Below are 18,270 nucleotides of genomic sequence, written 5' to 3'. Positions count from 1 at the left end.
TGGTTTAAAAAGAGATAGGGATTAAGGATATTAAAATATAGAAAATACAGAGGGTATGTAATGAATGAAGTCCATGTTTTTACCTCAGAATCTGTTTCCGAGGGCCATCCTGATAAGATTGCTGATCAAATTTCCGATGCCATTTTAGATGCCATTTTAGCCCAAGATCCAAAAGCACGAGTGGCTTGTGAGGTATTGGTTAAAACAGGTATGGTTTTGGTTGGTGGAGAAATTACAACAAAAGCCTGGGTAGATGTTGAAGATATAACTCGCCATGTTATCAAGGACATTGGATACAATAGTTCTCAGATGGGTTTTGACTGGGAATCCTGTGCCGTGCTTTCAGCGATTGGCAAGCAATCACCAGACATAGCTCAAGGAGTAGATAATCAGCAAACTAAAATTCTGGGTGCCGGCGATCAGGGACTCATGTTTGGTTATGCCAGCCGTGAAACGGATGTATTTATGCCTGCTCCAATTGCTTATGCACATCGTTTAATGGAAAAGTTAGCTTTTAAGCGTAAATCAGGCCAATTATCTTGGTTAAGACCCGATGCAAAATGCCAGCTTACTTTGAAATATGAGCAGGGAATGCCGGTTGAAGTGGATACTGTTGTTTTTTCTACGCAGCATTCTCCTGATATTGAGCATAAAGATTTGGTTGAAGCGATCCGTGAAGAGATTATTAAACCAGTTCTTCCCTCTGAATGGCTAAATGATAAGACCCGATACTTCATCAATCCGACAGGACGCTTCGTAATAGGTGGTCCTTTGGGTGATTGCGGCTTAACCGGCCGTAAGATCATTGTAGATACTTATGGTGGTATGGCAAGGCATGGTGGTGGCTGTTTTTCAGGTAAAGATCCTTCAAAAGTAGACCGCTCTGCTGCTTATGCTGCAAGACATGTTGCCAAGAACATTGTGGCGGCTGGTTTGGCAGATAAATGCGAATTACAGATTTCCTATGCTATTGGTGTTGCTGAACCTACTTCAATTTTTGTTGAGACTTTTGGTACGGGGCGATTAAAAAACAGCGAAATAATTGATTTAATTCATACCCATTTTGATTTAACACCGCAAGGAATTATTGATCAACACGATTTGCTTCGTCCTATTTATAGACAGACAGCAACTTATGGACACTATGGTAGGGAGAACTTTCCATGGGAGCGATTAAACAAAGTCGCTGAATTAAGCAAGGCATTATAATTTTTTAAGGATACTCTAATGGAACTGGTAGAAGAAGGAGTACAAAAAATCAATACATTACAAGATTATAAAGTGGCGGATATTTCATTAGCGGAGTGGGGGCGAAAAGAGATAGCGATAGCTGAAACCGAAATGCCGGGTTTAATGGCTTTACGTGAGGAATTTTCCGCAAAAAAACCACTTCATGGCGCTCGTATTGCAGGTTGTTTGCATATGACGATTCAAACTGCAGTATTGATTGAGACCCTGGTTGCATTGGGTGCTGAAGTACGCTGGTCTTCCTGTAATATTTTTTCCACTCAGGATCATGCGGCTTCCGCTATTGCCGCAAAAGGAATTCCAGTATTTGCCTGGAAGGGTGAAACAGAAGATGAATATTGGTGGTGTGTTGAGCAAACATTAAATGGCCCCAATGGTTGGACACCTAATTTATTATTAGATGATGGAGGGGATCTAACACAAGTTGTTCACCAAAAATATCCCGAATTGCTAACTGCAATTAAAGGGGTATCTGAGGAAACCACTACCGGTGTAGCCAGGTTGTACGAAATGGCGAAGCATGGTCATTTAAAAATTCCTGCCATTAATGTGAATAATGCAGTGACCAAATCCAAATTTGATAATTTATATGGATGTAGGGAGTCTTTGCTGGATGGGTTAAAACGTGCAACAGATGTTATGATAGCTGGCAAGGTCGCTTTGATTCTAGGCTATGGTGACGTGGGGAAAGGTTGTGCTCAAGCCTTGCGCGGACAGGGAGCAACAGTACTTGTTGCAGAAATTGATCCTATTTGTGCACTTCAAGCGGCAATGGAGGGCTACAGAGTTGTTACTCTTGACGATGTTGCCGAGCAAGTGGATATCGTCGTGACAGCTACAGGTAATTACCATGTGGTTACTCATGATCATATGAAACGTATGCGTAACCAGGCGATATTGTGCAACATAGGCCATTTTGACTCGGAAATTGATATTCAAAGCTTAAAACAGTATCAATGGGAAAATATCAAACCACAGGTTGATCATGTGATTTTTCCTGATGGAAAGCGGATCATTATCCTGGCTGAAGGGCGTTTGGTGAATTTGGGCTGTGCTACAGGCCATCCCAGCTTTGTCATGTCTGCTTCCTTTACCAATCAAGTATTGGCGCAGATTGAGCTGTTCCAAAACTCTAGCCAATACCAGAATCAAGTTTATGTACTTCCAAAAGTTTTGGATGAAAAAGTAGCCCGTTTGCATTTGGGGCGTATTGGCGCAAAATTAACTCAATTAAGTAGTGAACAGGCTGATTATATCGGTGTAGATAAAAATGGACCGTATAAGCCGGATCATTATCGTTATTAAACTCATTTGATTCAAGATTTAGCCTAACAACTAAATCTTGGATTTTTCTTCACATCATTGGATCTTATCCTCTAATATAGATTAGAATTAATTCAGTTCTCTCTTAAAAAAGAAAAGCTTGTTGATGGATCTGGTTATAGCAGCAAATTATCTTTCTACCCTGGAAAAATGTCTTGAGCAATTTGGGATTAAGCATTTTTTAGAAAAAATTGGATTTGATCTGATAAGAGTACATGATCCTGATGCCTACTTAACTCAGGATGAATTTAACCGAGTTATTATAGAAGCTTATAAATTAAGCCAATGCCCGGAATTGGGCTTGGTTTTTGGTCAAAATTTATCTATAGTCAATCATGGCTTTCTTGGGTATGCGGCAATGAGCAGTCCCACATTTGGTACTGCTATACAGACTGTGCTCAGTTACCTTAATACACGAACCAGTTTTTTGTCTCTGGAGTTACATCAGTTTAATAATGAAAACCAGGCTTACATCAAGATATTACCTCACACAAAAGAAATGGTTTTATCACGTTTTATAACTGAATTGGCCATTACGCATCTTATTAAAATGAGAAATTTTTTGATGAGTTGTAATAACCCGCTGCTGAAGATCGAGTTAAATTATGATAAACCTCCTTATGCAAAATATTATCAAACAATTTTTCAGTCTGAAATTGTTTTTAATACAGAGAGTACTCGTGTTTGGTTTAAAGCGGAGGAATTGAATTATCCCATTCATTTTGCTGACGATGTCAGTTATCAGCTGGCAAAAAAGCAATTGCAAGAACTTGAAAAAAAAATGTCATTAAAAGAGGATATGGCAAGCAAGATTAAATCTATTTTAATCAATCAGAATTTAAATAATGTCAGCATGGATGAGATAGCCAGCCAATTATGCATGACTTCTCGTACTCTAAGACGTCATTTGCAGCGTTTGCATGTGACTTATCAAGAGTTGCTTGATGAAGTAAGAGAACAAAAGGCAAAGACATTTTTACTCAATAATAATATTTCTATGACCGAGATCAGTTTTTTATTGGGTTTTCAAGATACATCCAATTTTTCAAAAGCATTCAAACGATGGACTGGAATCACTCCCACAGAATATAGGGAAAAACATGAAATCTAATGATTGCTGTATTTTAATTTAATCCCATGGCTTGTTGATTCTTGAGTTGATATTTATTCTCCTGCATACTGAGTTGGTTTTTTATTTTTAAAAATTGGTCAAGGCTACTGATTGACTTTAAAAAGGAGATTAAAGTATGGGTTTGAAATCAGGAATATTGGGATTAAGTCTTTTATCACTTGCTTGTAGTAGTTTTGCTGAAACTGAAACAATCAGGGTTATTATTAAATACAAACAGCAACCCGCCGCCATTTCTTCACTAAAATCACAAGTCTTTAAATCTGCTCAAATACCTGTTAAAGAAATGAAGCCTATGGCTAATGGCGCTTATTCGCTTGTTTTTGATGTATCCAGTTCGCCTGCTGTTGTTAAGGCTAAAGAAGAGGATGTTACAGCCAATGTTTTGGAACGTTTGCGCAAAAATCCCAATGTACTTTATGCAGTTAAAGACAGAATAGGGCATTTTAAGCCTCTTCCTGATCCAGCAATAAACCATGAATTAAGTCAATTGCTATCCCATGAGAGTCAATGGGATGAGTTTGAAAGGCCAGCAGGAATTCGCTTGGAATCCAAACCTGGTTTAAGAGATGGCGCATGGGCATATACCACAGGAAAGTCCAGGAAGCCGATAGTTGTTGCGGTTTTAGATACGGGAATTGCATTGAATGACAGTTTGGTGAATAACCTTGTAAAAGATAATGAAGGTAATGTATTTGGATGGAATTTTGCAGGGAATAACAATGATTTATCCGATGAAACCAGGTCATACCATGGCACTCACGTTGCCGGTACCATTGCAGGTTATGGTGATATCATGAATGGAGTTGGTGAGGATTTAAAAATTCTGACAGTCAAAATTCCTGCTGAGAATGGTATGTTTTATGAAAGTGCTGTGGTGAATAGTATCTATTGGGCTGTTGGAGGTGATGTTCCCGGAGTTCCTAAAAATATACATCCAGCCAAGGTATTAAATATGAGTTTTGGTGTCGATTTGGAGCCTGGAAAAGAAATCGATTATTGTGACGAAGCTTTGCAAGAGGCTTTGTTCTTTGCTCGAAAAAAAGGAGCTGTAGTCGCGGTTGCTGCCGGAAATGATAATGTTTGGGAACACTATAATGCCCCTGCTGTATGTAATGGAACGATCAAGGTTGCTTCCACTGGGCCAGAAGGATTGCGTTCCTATTTTTCAAACTATGGCCCCAGTATAACCCTTGCAGCACCGGGTGGTGATAAGCGTTATGGTACTTCGGGAGGTATTTTATCTACTGTAAACCCGGGAGGTGGATACAATTCATCCGGTTTTGATTTTTATCAAGGGACGAGCATGGCTTCGCCACATGTAGCTGGGGTAGCTGGTTTAATTTTTGCCGTCAGTAATAAGTCTTTAAAACCTGAACAAGTAGAACAAATACTGTATGTTACTACGCATGAGTTTGGGCAGAGCAACGATGCGAATAAATCTTGTGTCGGCAAAAAACCTTGTGGACATGGGATATTGGATGCGGATAATGCTGTGCAGGTCGCATTGAATGGTTATGATGTATTATTCTCAGCCCCTAAAATGGCTGATCTGGCAACACACGAATGCGGCAAGAACAGGTTGAAGCCGGGGAAAAATATCATTAATGACAATACAGTGACCTGGATTCAAACGAAAGCACGCTGTGAAGCCGATATAAGTTATCAGAATCCACATGTTGAAAAAGCCAAAGATGGCAAGATTTATGCTTATTATGGTTCGATAAGCTATGAATTAGAGCAATCTGCTTATAAAGAATGTCATGTCATCGGATATGATGGCGTGGGTTGTTATTTATGATGTCAAATCAAACGTCATTCTCTGTTTTGCGGCGCTTTTGCTGATGGAAGTATTCAGAACCAATTTACTGGTTGCTCATTGGATCTTTCTCTCATCAAATTGAAATGCCTGTATTCGTACAGGCATTAAATTTTTAACAAAGATGTCAGAACATTACTCAAGCCAATTATTTAATATGTCAACAATTTTTTTGGCTTGTTCAGTACTCGAAATATTGAATTTGGATTTTTGCCAATATTGATTGTTACGTTTCTGATAACGCCTTATAGAGTATTTTACAGGACCGTAATCATTTTTTGCGTTATCCCAATCCTGGTATTTAAACATAATAGTGGTCCATGCTCCTTTGGATAGGATTTGTTTATCGAGTTCCCTTGTTGTTTCCACTCCATTTTCGTTAAAAGCAATTGTTATATCATCTATGGTTTCAGCCATTTGTTATACTTCCTCAATTATTTCCGATGGATTGTAATTTGCCGTCGACAAAAGTCAAGGAAAAGGCTGGTTGATATGGACCTGGTTTATAAACCCAGACTTGTGGTTTTGTGGCTGTAGGTACCACTTGGTTAATGTAAGTGTTATTGACCAGGTTTGGACTACCACAAGCTCCATAAACCTTAGTGGCGGGATCTCCGATTTGAATACTGGTATCGTTACATAAAGAAAAGGCATTGGTATTTCCGCCATTCACTCGAATATCCTGGACTTTATTATTGAGAATATCGACTTCTAATTGCACGCCACTACTACCTGTAGGTATATTCCACACGCCATAAAAAGCGGTACCTTGAGGTACATTTAATGATCCTGAATACAGGCCATCGGAGTTGCCCAGATTGTTATAAATAAGTTGCTGCACAGGGATTTTTTGCAAAATAGGTTGATTGGACTCTTGTTTACTCAGCGGTTGCCCACATGCAGCAATGACTTGCTCCATGGACATGCCAATATTGATATAACCATGATTTTGTGGGCAATACAAAGACTGCGCGCTCATTAAACGGAATGGCATAAGTAGCAATAATAAACTCATAAGTAGTATCGATTTCATAGCTTTTTCCATTAATCCGTATCAACTAATAGTATAGTTCTGTTTGTTTATTTTTGCTTTTATAATAACTTCCAGGGCAAAGAAGCGCTTAGAAACAGGGTAATGATTTTTAATATCACCATGATAATAAATGGTGAGAAATCAAAACCTGAAATGTCTGGGACTATGATTCTGCCTAGTCGTAAAATTGGCGTTGTTATTATGCGCAAGAAATCACCGAGCGGATGTTGCCACTTGGGATTGACATAGCTCATTATCACTCGAATCAAAACAGCAAAGAATAATATCTCGCAAGGTTGAATTATTAAATCCACAAGTATGTAAAGGAAAATAAAGAGAAATGGAATGATTGCGTGATACATCAGTAAACTTAGTGAAATTATTTTGAATAATTCCACTATAATTAAAGCACAAAATGCTATCCAGTCGTATCTTTGCCCTGGTTGCAGTGGTTTTTTTATAATCCATTGCAAGGGTTTTACTAGAGGATCAGTGATGGTATGGATCAATTGAGAGAATGGATTAATAGTACTGATACGGAAAAATCTTATGGCAATTCTAAGCCACAAACTGAAAATAACGATAGTAAATAATAAGGATAATAAAAAATACCCTACAGCAGTTAAACCAGCCATTGTTTTACCTCTTTAGATTGTATTCATCAATAAAGCTAGCAAATTTATTCATATGATTTAGAAATGAATTGCTTAAGCAGTTTATTAACCTTCTATCATAACGCGAGCAAACCTTGTTCCACAATGATTGTTTGCTTGAACAGTTCAAGAATTAATACTAACTGAATGTTCTCAATATCTTCCTTAAAAAGTATTTTTAATTCAGTCGCTTAGTTTATCTTAATTCCCTCATTAAAAACATTTTTTGCCTTGACCTTGGGGTTTTTGTAAATTCTGACTGACATTAAAATAAAAGAAGTCAACAGAGGACTTCTTGCGACAGAATTTTTCTTAACTCAAAAGAGTTATTCAACTTTTCCTAATTCATGAGCTTTCTGTTTCGCTGCTTTCATAGCGGAATAAATGAGCTCATCCAAATCTCCATGCAGGATTTCCAGAGCTGCAGCTGTTGTTCCTCCTGGGGAGGTTACTTTTTTTCTCAGTTCAGCCAAATTCAACTGGCTGTGTTGAGCTAACTTAAGCGATCCGACAAATGTCTGTATGGCAAAGTGTTTGGCAACATTTTCTTCCAGACCCAATTGGACTGCTGCATTAATCATTGCTTCAAGAAATAAAAATACGTAAGCAGGACCACTGCCAGAAAGGGCGGTGATGGTATCCATGTCCTCTTCATCTTTAACCCAATCAGTAATACCGATGCTTGAAAATAATTGTTCTGCCCATTTTTTTTGTTTCTCGCTTACAAATTGATTGGCTATCATTGATGTTGCTGCAAATCCAACTATAGCCGGGGTATTAGGCATGGTTCTTACGACCGCTTGTCCTTTTTTACAATATTTGGCAAACCAGGTCAGGGACAATCCCGCTGCCACTGAGATTAGAAGGCAACCTGATGAAATAAAAGGGTTAATCTCATTGACTACCTCACGCATTTGTGCGGGTTTTACTGCCAATATAATGACGTCTGCGTCTTTAGCCACTTCTTTATTATCGTAATGAGTGCGAATATTTTCTTTACTAATGCCCGCAGATAAGGATGGCGAGGCAGCTGACAATGAGTATTTATTTTGCTTTTGTAAGTGGCAGGCAATTGCTTTCGCCATATTCCCATAACCAATAAAACTGATATTCATAATAATTTACCTTTTCGTTCGCCAAAAATTGCTCGTCCAATTCGAACGATAGTGGAACCTGCTTTAATTGCCGGAACTAAATCATCACTCATACCCATTGATAAAGTATCCATTTTTAAATGAAGTGTCTTATTGATGGATTCCTTGAGTTGATTGAGTTTAAGGAATAAATCGTACTGTGTTTGCATGTTGTTTTGCTGAGGAGGGATTGTCATCAGTCCCCTTAGTTGCAAATTAGGCAATTGCTTTACTTCGAGAGCAAGGTCGATGGCATGTTCTGGAGGAATGCCAGATTTTGTAGTTTCTCTAGCCAAATTAATTTGTAAACAGACATTGAGCGGTGGTAGTTGCTCAGATCTGAACTGGTTAAGAAGTTTGGCTGTTTTATTTCGGTCAATGCTGTGGACCCAATTAAAATATTTCGCTATTCCTTTGGTTTTATTACTTTGAATAGGCCCTATAAAATGCCAACAGATAGGCAGATCTTTTAATGCCAATATTTTTTCCTGGGCTTCCTGAAAATAGTTTTCTCCAAAGTGCCTTATCCCTTGTTGGAATGCCTCTCTGATTAATTCGGGGCTTTGTTCTTTACTAACGGCCAACAATAAGACACTGTTCGGTTGCCTGTTACTGGATAATTCTGTCTGGCTTATCAGTTCTCTTACTTTTTTTATGTTCTGACTAATACTCATATTAATCCTGGTTAATCAAAAGATGAGGCGCTTTATTATAAAAAGAAGTATTAATTATGCATGAAGTGTAATGGTACTACAAAAAGATATCCATGATTGCTGGCAATCATTTCATGAGTTAATCTACAATATATAATGAAAAAATTGGCAGGGATTATAGAGTATGGATATCGCAGAATTGTTGGCATTTTCAGTTAAAAACAAGTCATCAGATTTGCATATTTCAGCTGGCATGCCTCCTATGATTCGTGTTGATGGTGATCTGCGCAAAATTAATTTACCTCCATTAGAGCATAAGGACGTCATTAAGATTATTTATGACATAATGAATGACAGGCAAAGAAAAGAATATGAAGAATTTTTTGAAACAGATTTTTCTTTTGAAATAACCAATCTGGCACGGTTTAGGGTTAATGCTTTTAATCAATCACGCGGTGCCGCTGCTGTTTTCAGAACTATTCCTTCTGAAATTCTTAGTATGGAAGACTTAGGGTTACCTCCAATTTTTAAAGAAATGGCCAATTTTTCCAGAGGTCTGGTTCTGGTTACTGGTCCAACTGGATCCGGAAAAAGCACTACGCTTGCCGCTGTCATCGATTATATTAACTCAACTCGTTATGAGCATATTTTAACAGTTGAAGATCCCATAGAATTTGTTCACCAGAGTAAAAAATGTCTGGTAAATCAGCGCGAAGTTCATAAGGACACGTTAAGCTTTAATGCCGCTTTAAGATCAGCATTGCGCGAAGATCCCGATATTATATTAGTGGGTGAATTACGTGATTTGGAAACCATACGTCTGGCAATGACTGCAGCAGAAACGGGGCATTTGGTTTTTGGTACATTGCATACCAATTCTGCAACAAAAACTATAAACAGGATAATCGACGTATTTCCAGCTGAAGAAAAATCAATGGTACGCTCTATGCTGTCTGAGTCATTACAAGCTGTTGTTGCTCAAAGTTTATTAAAAAAGAATAAAGGTGGCCGGGTTGCAGCACTTGAAATTATGATGTGCACTGGGGCTATCCGTAATTTGATTCGTGAGGATAAAGTGGCGCAAATGTATTCCTCAATTCAAACTGGTCAAGCCAAGGGAATGCAAACCTTGGATCAGCATTTGACCGAATTAGTTAATAAAAATATTATTTCCAAGCACACTGCTCATGAGGCTGCTCTGAATAAATCATTATTTTAAATAGACTGGACTTGCGAAAAAACCATCTCTTTGTTAAAAAATCTTGTTAATTCGGTCATTTAGCTTATCTAAATTCCCTCATTAACAAACAACATTTTTTGCCTCGACCTTGGGGCTTTTCGCAAGTCCGGATAGATTTAAATACTGTGTTCGTATTTGTAGGGATTGCTCCAGAGCTCCCCCAAAATTTTTGAAGACAGTAATGCCAATAGTTATAACTGGATCTCTTTAGTCAGCTCAAGGCTTCCCTTCAGAGATCCGTTGTTCAGGTTTGACGTGTTAATTTTTATAGCAGACGACTGTTTGCGCCAGGCTATTGTTCTCAGGCATTTTTTTGGATTTCAATTAATTGGGGAATACCGATTTCAGCTAATGATAACATGTTGTTCAGTTGTTCCCGGCTGAAGGAATTATCTTCGGCAGTACCTTGAACTTCAATAAAATGCCCTTGTTCATTCATCACTACATTCATATCTGTTTCGGCAAGAACATCTTCTGCATAATCCAAATCCAGCACGGCTTGCCCCCTGTAAATACCTACAGATACTGCCGCTACATAATTAAAAGCGGGCATTTTACGTATTTTTTCACGTTGAACCATCCAGTGGATGGCATCTCGCATAGCCACACAACTGCCTGTTATAGCTGCTGTTCTGGTTCCTCCATCGGCTTGAATAACATCACAGTCAAGAGTAATAGTATTTTCCCCCAGCACCTTTAAATCAATACAAGCTCTCAGTGAACGTCCTATTAGACGTTGAATTTCCAATGTTCTTCCGCCTTGCTTACCTTTACTGGCTTCTCTTTCAGTACGGCTATGAGTTGCTCGTGGGAGCATGCCATATTCAGAGGTTATCCATCCCTGGTTTTTACCTTTTAAAAACCGGGGAACTCCTTCGATAATTGATGCATTACATATCACTTTCGTCTGACCAAATTCGACTAATACAGAGCCTTCAGCATAATTGGTAAAATTACGAGTTATTGTAACGGGACGAAGTTGATCATGTTCACGATTACTAGGACGCATTAGAGATACTCCTCTATAAAATGTCCAAGTATAACTCTTTAATACTGGAGTTGCACTCTAAAATACATGCAGGACTTTATATATTGTTGAGATTAATTGATGAGCAATCCCTGTGCAATTCTTTTAATTTCAGGTATATTCGCGCAAGGTTAAAAAGTAGGTATCCTTTATGATTCATAGTATGACGGCTTTTTCTCGAATGCAAAAGCAATTTGATGCAGGTGATTTTTGTTGGGAAATCAGGTCTGTTAATCATCGCTATCTCGATGTGTCATTTCGCTTGCCTGAGTCGTTTCGATTTCTTGAAACGGAGTTAAGATCCTTGCTTCGGGATAAAATACATCGGGGGAAACTGGAGTGCCATCTAAAGTACAAGGACACAAGTTGTGATAATCGGTCTATGCTTATAAATATAGGTACGATTAATGCATTACTTGATTTAAGCAGTAAATTATCTGTCTCTCATCATCTGGCTAATGACATGACTGTCAGTCAAGTGCTTTCATGGCCGGGCGTTGTAGAGGCTAATCCGTTGGATATGGAGGAATTGTCTCAAATTGCTTTAGAGTTATTTCAGGAAGGTATCGATAAATTGTGTGAAGTCAGGGCTGTAGAGGGCAGGTCATTAAAGGCATATGTTGAAGACAGACTGCAGGCTTTGCGTCAAGAGGTTATGAAATCCAAAAGCATTGTGACTTCAATGAGTGCCAAGACCAAGGATAAATTACTCACTCGTTTGCATGAGTTGCAAATGGATGTTCCAGAGGCACGTGTAGAGCAGGAAATTGCTTTGCTATTAGCCAAACTTGATGTGAGTGAAGAATTGGACAGGCTTGAGACCCATATAGCGGAAGTGAGCCGGACTTTGAATGCAGAAAAGGTGACAGGAAGAAGACTCGATTTTTTAATGCAAGAATTAAACAGAGAGGCGAATACTCTAAGCTCAAAATCGGATTCAGCGGAGTTAACCTTGAGTGCTGTTGAAATGAAAGTTTTAATCGAGCAGATGCGTGAACAAATTCAGAATTTTGAGTAAGTGTTATGTTTAGTGATAATTTAGGAAATTTATACATTGTTGCAGCACCTTCCGGGGGAGGAAAAACAAGTTTGGTCAAAAAACTCATAGAAATGGTGGATGAGATTGAAGTATCGGTTTCTCATACGACCAGACCTATGAGGCCCGGAGAAAAAGATGGCGTGGATTATTTCTTCGTTGATGAAGAACAATTTGTTTCTATGGTGAATGAAGGAGCGTTTATTGAGCATGCCAGAGTATTTAACCATTGGTATGGTACCTCGGTTGCTCAAATTAACAAACGATTACAATTTGGAATTGACGTCGTTCTTGATATTGATTGGCAAGGAGCCGAGCAAATTAGACACGCCTATCCGGACGCAGTAAGTGTTTTTATCATTCCTCCTTCTTTGGATGCATTAAAAGAACGCTTGATGAACAGGCGACAAGATAAGGATAATGTGATTAGTGAGAGAATGACCAAAGCACAGGATGAACTTGGTCATTATCCTGAATTTGATTATCTGATTGTTAATGATGATTTTGAAAAGGCAGCAATGGAATTACGGTCGATAGTAATTGCCAATAGGCTTAGAATTGAAAAACAGGTAAATAAACAAGCCAAATTGCTTTCTTTCCTGTTGTCATCGCAGTAAAATAAAAGATTTGAGCTAGTATTTGTTCTAATAACCCAGAGGTGGATTTTATGGCACGAGTAACAGTTGAAGATTGTTTGGAACATGTTAAAAACCGGTTTGAGCTGGTTATGGTTGCTACCAAACGAGCAAGGCAAATTGCAGTTCGAGGCGATCAACCCATGGTTGAATGGGAAAATGATAAACCTACTGTAGTTGCGCTAAGGGAAATTGCGGAAGGTTATGTTACAGCGGATATTTTGGATGAAGATTAAAATTAGTTATTGACTTTGCCTTGGGAATATTAGTCATTCTATAAAAATATACCTCTTGTTAATCAAGTTATGGTATTTAAGCAAAGCAAAGGGAACTAGGGCGAGGCATAAAACCGTATTTTGAGTTATGAGGTATAAATAGCCATGTTGGATACTAGGGAGTACTGCGTGAGCTACTTTAAAGAGCTCGATGAAGAGCTTAAATGCTATCTTGAGCAGGCGCAAATTGAAAAATGTTATCAAGCTTATTTGGTGGCTGAAAAAGCACATCATGGTCAAATGCGTCGTTCAGGTGAGCCTTATATTACGCACCCTGTAGCAGCTGCCCTCATTCTGGCAAGAATGAGGCTGGATTATCAAACTATCATGGCCACCCTGCTTCATGATGTTGTCGAAGATACCTCCATCAGTAAAGAAGAATTAGTCAAACAATTTGGCGAAGAAGTCACTGCCCTTGTTGATGGCGTCACCAAGCTGACCAAAATTAAATTTGAATCAAAGGCTGAAGCTCAAGCGGAAAATTTTCGTAAGATGGTTTTGGCTATGGTTAAGGACATTCGTGTTATTATCGTTAAGTTGGCTGATCGCTTACATAATATGCGCACTTTAGGAGCAATGCCTGCAGGCAAGCGCAGACGAATTGCAATTGAAACTCTCGAGATTTATGCTCCTATTGCCAATCGTTTGGGTATGCATTCTATTTATATTGGCCTTGAAGATTTGGGTTTTCAAGCTTTATATCCTATGCGTTACAGGGCAATTAAATCTGCCGTTGAAAAATCTCGGGGTAATCGAAGAGAGTTGACTCAGACTATAGAGAAAGATTTGCAACATGCCTTATCGCAGTTAAATATTCCTTATGAGCAAGTATTTGGCAGGCAAAAGCATTTATATAGCATTTATAGAAAAATGAAGCAGAAAAAAGCATCCTTTACAGAAATTACGGATGTGTTTGCATTTCGCATCATTACAGAAGATATTGATTCCTGTTATAGAATTTTGGGAGCTTTACACTGCACTTATAAACCTGTTCCTCAACGCTTTAAAGATTATATTGGAATTCCCAAAGCCAATGGCTATCAGTCATTGCATACTACATTGTTTGGGCCTTTTGGTGTTCCTCTTGAAGTTCAAATACGAACGAGGGAAATGGATAAAGTAGCTGATAATGGAGTGGCGGCGCACTGGATCTATAAATCTTCCGGACTGGAAGTGAATGAAGCCCAGCTTCGTGCCAGAGAGTGGGTTCAAAGTTTGCTGGAAATGCAAAGGAGCACAGGTAGTTCTCTTGAGTTTATTGAAAACGTTAAAATTGATTTATTTCCTGATGAAGTGTACGTTTTTACCCCTAAAGGGCACATTATGGAGTTACCGAAAGGAGCCACTCCAGTCGATTTTGCATACACGGTACACTCTGGAGTAGGAAACAGTTGTGTTGCGGCAAAAGTTAACAGGCGTTTGGTACCCTTAAGTATTCCTTTATCCAATGGTCAAACCGTAGAGATTATTACTGCGCCGGGAGCACATCCCAACCCGGCCTGGCTGAATTTTGTTGTGACTGGAAAGGCAAGATCAAATATTCGTCATTTTTTGAAAAGCCAACAACATGCCGAGTCTATTGTTTTAGGAAAACGATTATTGGAGCAATCCCTGGCAGAATTATCCAGTGATTACGCAAAAGTACCTCCGGAAACATTGCAGGCATTGCTCAGCGATTTACATTATAAAACGGTTGATGATTTATTGTATGCCATAGGAATAGGTAATCAGATGGCAATGGTTATTGCCAAGCGGTTGGTGGTTTCACAAGACTCCCATGAAACCGATAAAGGTAATAAAAGACCTTTGGCAATTAAGGGTACTGAAGGGATGGTTGTGCATTTTGGCGAGTGCTGCCAGCCAATACCTGGAGATAATATAGTTGGCAAATTTCAACAAGGCAGAGGCATTATTGTTCATGCCAGTGACTGCACTACACTAAAAACAACGCGTAGCAATCCGGAACAGTTTATTGCTTTGCGTTGGGATGAGCAGGTACAGGGTGAATATTGGGTTGATATTACTGTAGATGTAGCAAACGAACGAGGTGTATTGGCTGCTTTAGCAACTGCTATTTCTGAAGCAGACTCTAACATAGGGAATATTAATGTAGATCCCAGAGATGGTCGTCATAATGCGGTCACTTTTTCCATCAGTGTTCGTGACAGAACACATTTAGCTCGAGTCATGCGTCGATTAAGGGCAAATAAAGTAGTTATGCGGTTATATCGAAAAAAACAAGGGGAGAATTAATGCAACCAATCAACACAAAATTGGCACCAGAAGCGATAGGTACATACAGTCAAGCGATAAGAAGTGGTGAGTTCGTTTTTCTTTCAGGACAGATTCCACTGGATCCTGAAACAATGCAGATTTGTAGCGATGATATTAAATTACAAATTACTCAAGTCCTGGAAAATTTGTCAGCTGTATGTGAAGCGGCTGGTGGTAGCTTGGCTAATATTGTCAAGTTAAACGTTTATCTTACTGATTTAAATCATTTTCCCTTAATTAATGAAGCCATGAGTCGATATTTTTTAGAACCTTATCCTGCAAGAGCGGCAATCGAAGTCTCAGCGTTACCAAGGGGTGCCAAGGTTGAAATGGATGGAATTCTGGTTTTACCTGCGTCTGCATAACCATGAGTGATGATCAATACGCTCGCACAGGGCGTCTGATGTTCTTATTTGTTTGGATTATCTTTTTTATAGGGATGTTTTTATTCTTTTACTATTACGATAAGCCAGAAAGTACCACTTTTGTAGCTAATCGTACTGAGTACGTATTAAGCGCCGATAATGAAGGGCATTATTGGATAAAAGGTAAGATTAATGAATATCCTGTGGAGTTTTTGGTGGATACTGGTGCTACTTTGGTAGCAATACCCCAAGGACTGGCTAATAATTTAAAAATTACCGGACGATATCCTATTACTATAGAAACTGCTAATGGCAAGGTAACAGGGTTTTTAACTCGTTTGCAACATTTGTCATTTGGAGAGTTTCATTTGCAGAATGTCAAAGCGGTCATAATCCCTGAAAATGAGGATAATACCGTGTTACTAGGGATGAATGTGTTATCACAATTTCACATGGTGCAACAGGACAAGCGTTTAATATTAAAAAGACAGTGAGTCGATAAGATTTTCTCAATAAAATGAAGTTAAACAGATTTATTTGAATAGAGAGTTTTGATGAGTATAGTTTCCCTTAACAGCGCCTCTTTAATCCTGGCTGGCAATTGTATTCTGGATTGTGCTGACTTACAGATTCAGCCACAGGATAGAATTGCTCTTGTTGGACGCAATGGGGCTGGAAAATCAACATTGCTGAAAATATTACAAGGGGAATTTACCCTTGACAGTGGACAAATGCATCGCTCGTCAGGTTTGCGTATTTCAGGTTTAGTCCAGGAAGTACCTGGAACTGAAGAAGAATCGGTGTTTCATTTTCTTGTAAAAAGTTTAGGTGAAACAGGGGAGGTATTATCCCAGTTTCATGAATTTACGAGACAAGGAGATATGGATAAATTAGCTAAATGTCAGCAGCGAATGGATAACTTAAATGCCTGGCATTTATTACCCAAAATTGAAACGATGGCCAGCCGATTGGGAATAGATATTCATGAGCAGATGCCTAATCTCTCTGGTGGTATGAAACGACGAGTATTGTTGGGCGCAGCACTTCTTGCCGAACCAGATTTACTGTTATTGGATGAGCCTACTAACCACTTGGATGTTGAAGCAATCGAATGGTTGGAGAATTATTTAAAATCCTTTTCTGGTAGCGTGATGGTGGTAACTCATGACAGAGAATTCTTAAACCAGGTAGCAACGAGTATCCTTGAAATCGATCGTGGGAAATTGTATCTCCATCATTGTAATTATGAAACATACCTTGACAGGCGAGAGTCGATACGGTTTAGCGAACAAAAACAAAATGATTTGTTTGACAAACGGCTTGCAGAAGAAGAGGCCTGGATACGTACAGGTATCAAGGCAAGACGTACGCGCAACGAGGGCAGAGTCAGAGCTTTAAAGGCAATGAGAGAACAGTACAAAGCACGTCGTAATCAGTTAGGAACAGTGAAATCTTTAAGTTTGGATGTAACCCGTTCTGGTGCTCTTGTAGTAGAAGCAAACAAAGTGAGTTATGCAATAAATGACAAACCTATTATAAAAGATTTTTCCTTATTGATGACAAGAGGAGACAAGCTTGGAATTATCGGCCCCAATGGTTGTGGTAAAACTACTTTAGTTCGATTGCTGCTGGGAGAAATTAAACCTGATGCAGGAACTATAAAATTAGGGACAGGGCTTCAGGTGGCCTATTTTGATCAGTTACGCCGACATTTGCTTGAAGATCAAACAGTCATGTTTAATGTGGGGGAAGGGGCCGATTATGTAACAATTAATGGTAAGCAAAAACATGTTGCCAGTTATTTAAAAGAGTTTTTATTTTCCGCTGATCGATTCAATCAGCCAGTATCTTCCTTATCTGGGGGGGAAAGGAACAGATTATTACTGGCGAAACTTTTTGCCAAACCGGTTAATTTGCTCGTAATGGATGAACCAACCAACGATTTGGATATAGAAACCCTGGAGCTTCTTGAAACAGTATTAGTTGATTATCCTGGTACTTTAATACTAATCAGTCATGATAGAGCGTTTATTAACCAAGTAGTAACCAGTGTACTGGTTTATGAAGGAAACGGTCAGTTTAATGAATTTGTTGGTGGTTATGGCGATTACAAATCACATCAATTAACACGTCGTGAGCAGCAAGCGAAATCTCCTGTTTCAAAACGCAGCAGTCCGGAGAAAACCAAAAATTTATCTTTTAATGAACAACGAGAATTATCGAAGTTACCACAACAGATTGAAGCTGTGGAGAAAAAAATTGAAGAGCTGCATTTGCAAATGGCTTCCCCCGAATTTTATCAGCAAGATGTCAAGATTATTTCAGAAATAACTCAGCTGTTAGCCAAGGAAGAAGCATTGTTAAATCAATATTTTGCCCGTTGGGAAGAGTTAGAAGAGAAAAAATAAAAAAGTAATTAGGGGCTAT

At 38.8% G+C, this 18,270-nt stretch carries 18 protein-coding genes; 12 read left to right on the top strand and 6 right to left on the bottom strand.

What is annotated here, in order from left to right; all coding sequences use genetic code 11:
* Nucleotides 1–60 precede the first annotated feature (60 nt).
* The 4 genes from metK (at nt 61) to CC34_RS0114885 (ending at nt 5,501) form a co-directional block, all read left to right on the top strand.
* Nucleotides 61–1,209, top strand: coding sequence for a methionine adenosyltransferase (gene metK, locus CC34_RS0114900; RefSeq protein ID WP_027229220.1), 1,149 nt, complete (start codon nt 61–63; stop codon nt 1,207–1,209).
* Nucleotides 1,210–1,227: 18 nt separating this feature from the next.
* Nucleotides 1,228–2,553, top strand: a complete 1,326-nt coding sequence (gene ahcY, locus CC34_RS0114895) for an adenosylhomocysteinase (RefSeq protein WP_028378862.1) — start codon at nt 1,228–1,230, stop codon at nt 2,551–2,553.
* A gap of 124 nt (nt 2,554–2,677) precedes the next feature.
* Nucleotides 2,678–3,682 (top strand): AraC family transcriptional regulator, encoded by a 1,005-nt coding sequence (locus CC34_RS0114890; RefSeq protein WP_027229218.1) that lies wholly within the window; start codon nt 2,678–2,680, stop codon nt 3,680–3,682.
* Between the two features lie 136 nt (nt 3,683–3,818).
* Nucleotides 3,819–5,501: a S8 family peptidase gene (locus tag CC34_RS0114885; RefSeq protein ID WP_027229217.1), complete on the top strand. Its 1,683-nt coding sequence runs from the start codon at nt 3,819–3,821 to the stop codon at nt 5,499–5,501.
* A gap of 153 nt (nt 5,502–5,654) precedes the next feature.
* Here the strand turns inward: CC34_RS0114885 and CC34_RS0114880 are convergent, their stop codons facing one another.
* The 5 genes from CC34_RS0114880 to CC34_RS0114860 all read right to left on the bottom strand — a co-directional run bounded on the left by CC34_RS0114880 (nt 5,655) and on the right by CC34_RS0114860 (nt 9,012).
* On the bottom strand, nt 5,655–5,936 hold the full coding sequence (locus tag CC34_RS0114880; RefSeq protein ID WP_027229216.1) for a hypothetical protein: 282 nt from the start codon (nt 5,934–5,936) through the stop codon (nt 5,655–5,657).
* A 13-nt stretch (nt 5,937–5,949) separates the two neighbouring features.
* Nucleotides 5,950–6,552: a DUF2845 domain-containing protein gene (locus tag CC34_RS0114875; protein WP_027229215.1), complete on the bottom strand. Its 603-nt coding sequence runs from the start codon at nt 6,550–6,552 to the stop codon at nt 5,950–5,952.
* A 59-nt stretch (nt 6,553–6,611) separates the two neighbouring features.
* Nucleotides 6,612–7,187 (bottom strand): YggT family protein, encoded by a 576-nt coding sequence (locus CC34_RS0114870; RefSeq protein ID WP_027229214.1) that lies wholly within the window; start codon nt 7,185–7,187, stop codon nt 6,612–6,614.
* A 344-nt stretch (nt 7,188–7,531) separates the two neighbouring features.
* Nucleotides 7,532–8,320, bottom strand: coding sequence for a pyrroline-5-carboxylate reductase (gene proC / locus CC34_RS0114865; protein ID WP_027229213.1), 789 nt, complete (start codon nt 8,318–8,320; stop codon nt 7,532–7,534).
* The gene (locus tag CC34_RS0114860) at nt 8,317–9,012 is read right to left on the bottom strand and encodes a YggS family pyridoxal phosphate-dependent enzyme (protein WP_027229212.1); all 696 of its coding nucleotides are present in this window, start codon (nt 9,010–9,012) and stop codon (nt 8,317–8,319) included. Before CC34_RS0114860 ends, proC begins: the two co-directional genes overlap by 4 nt.
* A 163-nt stretch (nt 9,013–9,175) precedes the next feature.
* Here CC34_RS0114860 and CC34_RS0114855 point away from each other — a divergent pair, with 163 nt between their 5' ends.
* Entirely contained in the window at nt 9,176–10,210 is a 1,035-nt protein-coding gene (locus CC34_RS0114855; RefSeq protein ID WP_027229211.1) for a type IV pilus twitching motility protein PilT, read from the top strand.
* Between the two features lie 322 nt (nt 10,211–10,532).
* Here CC34_RS0114855 and rph read toward each other — a convergent pair whose 3' ends face one another.
* Nucleotides 10,533–11,240 carry a ribonuclease PH gene (rph, locus tag CC34_RS0114850; protein WP_027229210.1) on the bottom strand — a complete coding sequence of 236 codons (708 nt, stop codon included), beginning with the start codon at nt 11,238–11,240 and terminating at the stop codon, nt 10,533–10,535.
* 169 nt (nt 11,241–11,409) lie between these two features.
* On the opposite strand from rph, the gene CC34_RS0114845 reads away from it, so the two are divergent.
* The 7 genes from CC34_RS0114845 to CC34_RS0114815 all read left to right on the top strand — a co-directional run bounded on the left by CC34_RS0114845 (nt 11,410) and on the right by CC34_RS0114815 (nt 18,251).
* Entirely contained in the window at nt 11,410–12,276 is an 867-nt protein-coding gene (locus CC34_RS0114845; RefSeq protein WP_027229209.1) for a YicC/YloC family endoribonuclease, read from the top strand.
* A gap of 5 nt (nt 12,277–12,281) precedes the next feature.
* Complete coding sequence (gene gmk, locus CC34_RS0114840; protein WP_027229208.1) at nt 12,282–12,911, top strand: guanylate kinase; 630 nt, start codon at nt 12,282–12,284, stop codon at nt 12,909–12,911.
* A 50-nt stretch (nt 12,912–12,961) separates the two neighbouring features.
* Complete coding sequence (gene rpoZ, locus CC34_RS0114835) at nt 12,962–13,165, top strand: DNA-directed RNA polymerase subunit omega (protein WP_011214258.1); 204 nt, start codon at nt 12,962–12,964, stop codon at nt 13,163–13,165.
* Between the two features lie 168 nt (nt 13,166–13,333).
* Nucleotides 13,334–15,457 (top strand): bifunctional GTP diphosphokinase/guanosine-3',5'-bis pyrophosphate 3'-pyrophosphohydrolase, encoded by a 2,124-nt coding sequence (spoT, locus tag CC34_RS0114830; protein ID WP_027222185.1) that lies wholly within the window; start codon nt 13,334–13,336, stop codon nt 15,455–15,457.
* Complete coding sequence (locus tag CC34_RS0114825; protein WP_027229207.1) at nt 15,457–15,843, top strand: RidA family protein; 387 nt, start codon at nt 15,457–15,459, stop codon at nt 15,841–15,843. Before spoT ends, CC34_RS0114825 begins: the two co-directional genes overlap by 1 nt.
* A gap of 2 nt (nt 15,844–15,845) precedes the next feature.
* Nucleotides 15,846–16,337 (top strand): retropepsin-like aspartic protease family protein, encoded by a 492-nt coding sequence (locus tag CC34_RS0114820; RefSeq protein WP_027229206.1) that lies wholly within the window; start codon nt 15,846–15,848, stop codon nt 16,335–16,337.
* Nucleotides 16,338–16,397: 60 nt separating this feature from the next.
* Nucleotides 16,398–18,251: an ATP-binding cassette domain-containing protein gene (locus tag CC34_RS0114815; protein WP_027229205.1), complete on the top strand. Its 1,854-nt coding sequence runs from the start codon at nt 16,398–16,400 to the stop codon at nt 18,249–18,251.
* Nucleotides 18,252–18,270 lie beyond the last annotated feature (19 nt).

Source organism: Legionella pneumophila subsp. fraseri (genome assembly GCF_000586315.1).
GTDB lineage: Bacteria > Pseudomonadota > Gammaproteobacteria > Legionellales > Legionellaceae > Legionella > Legionella pneumophila_B.
Note: the sequence above shows the minus strand (reverse complement) of the source record. Positions and strands in the feature narration are given on the sequence as shown.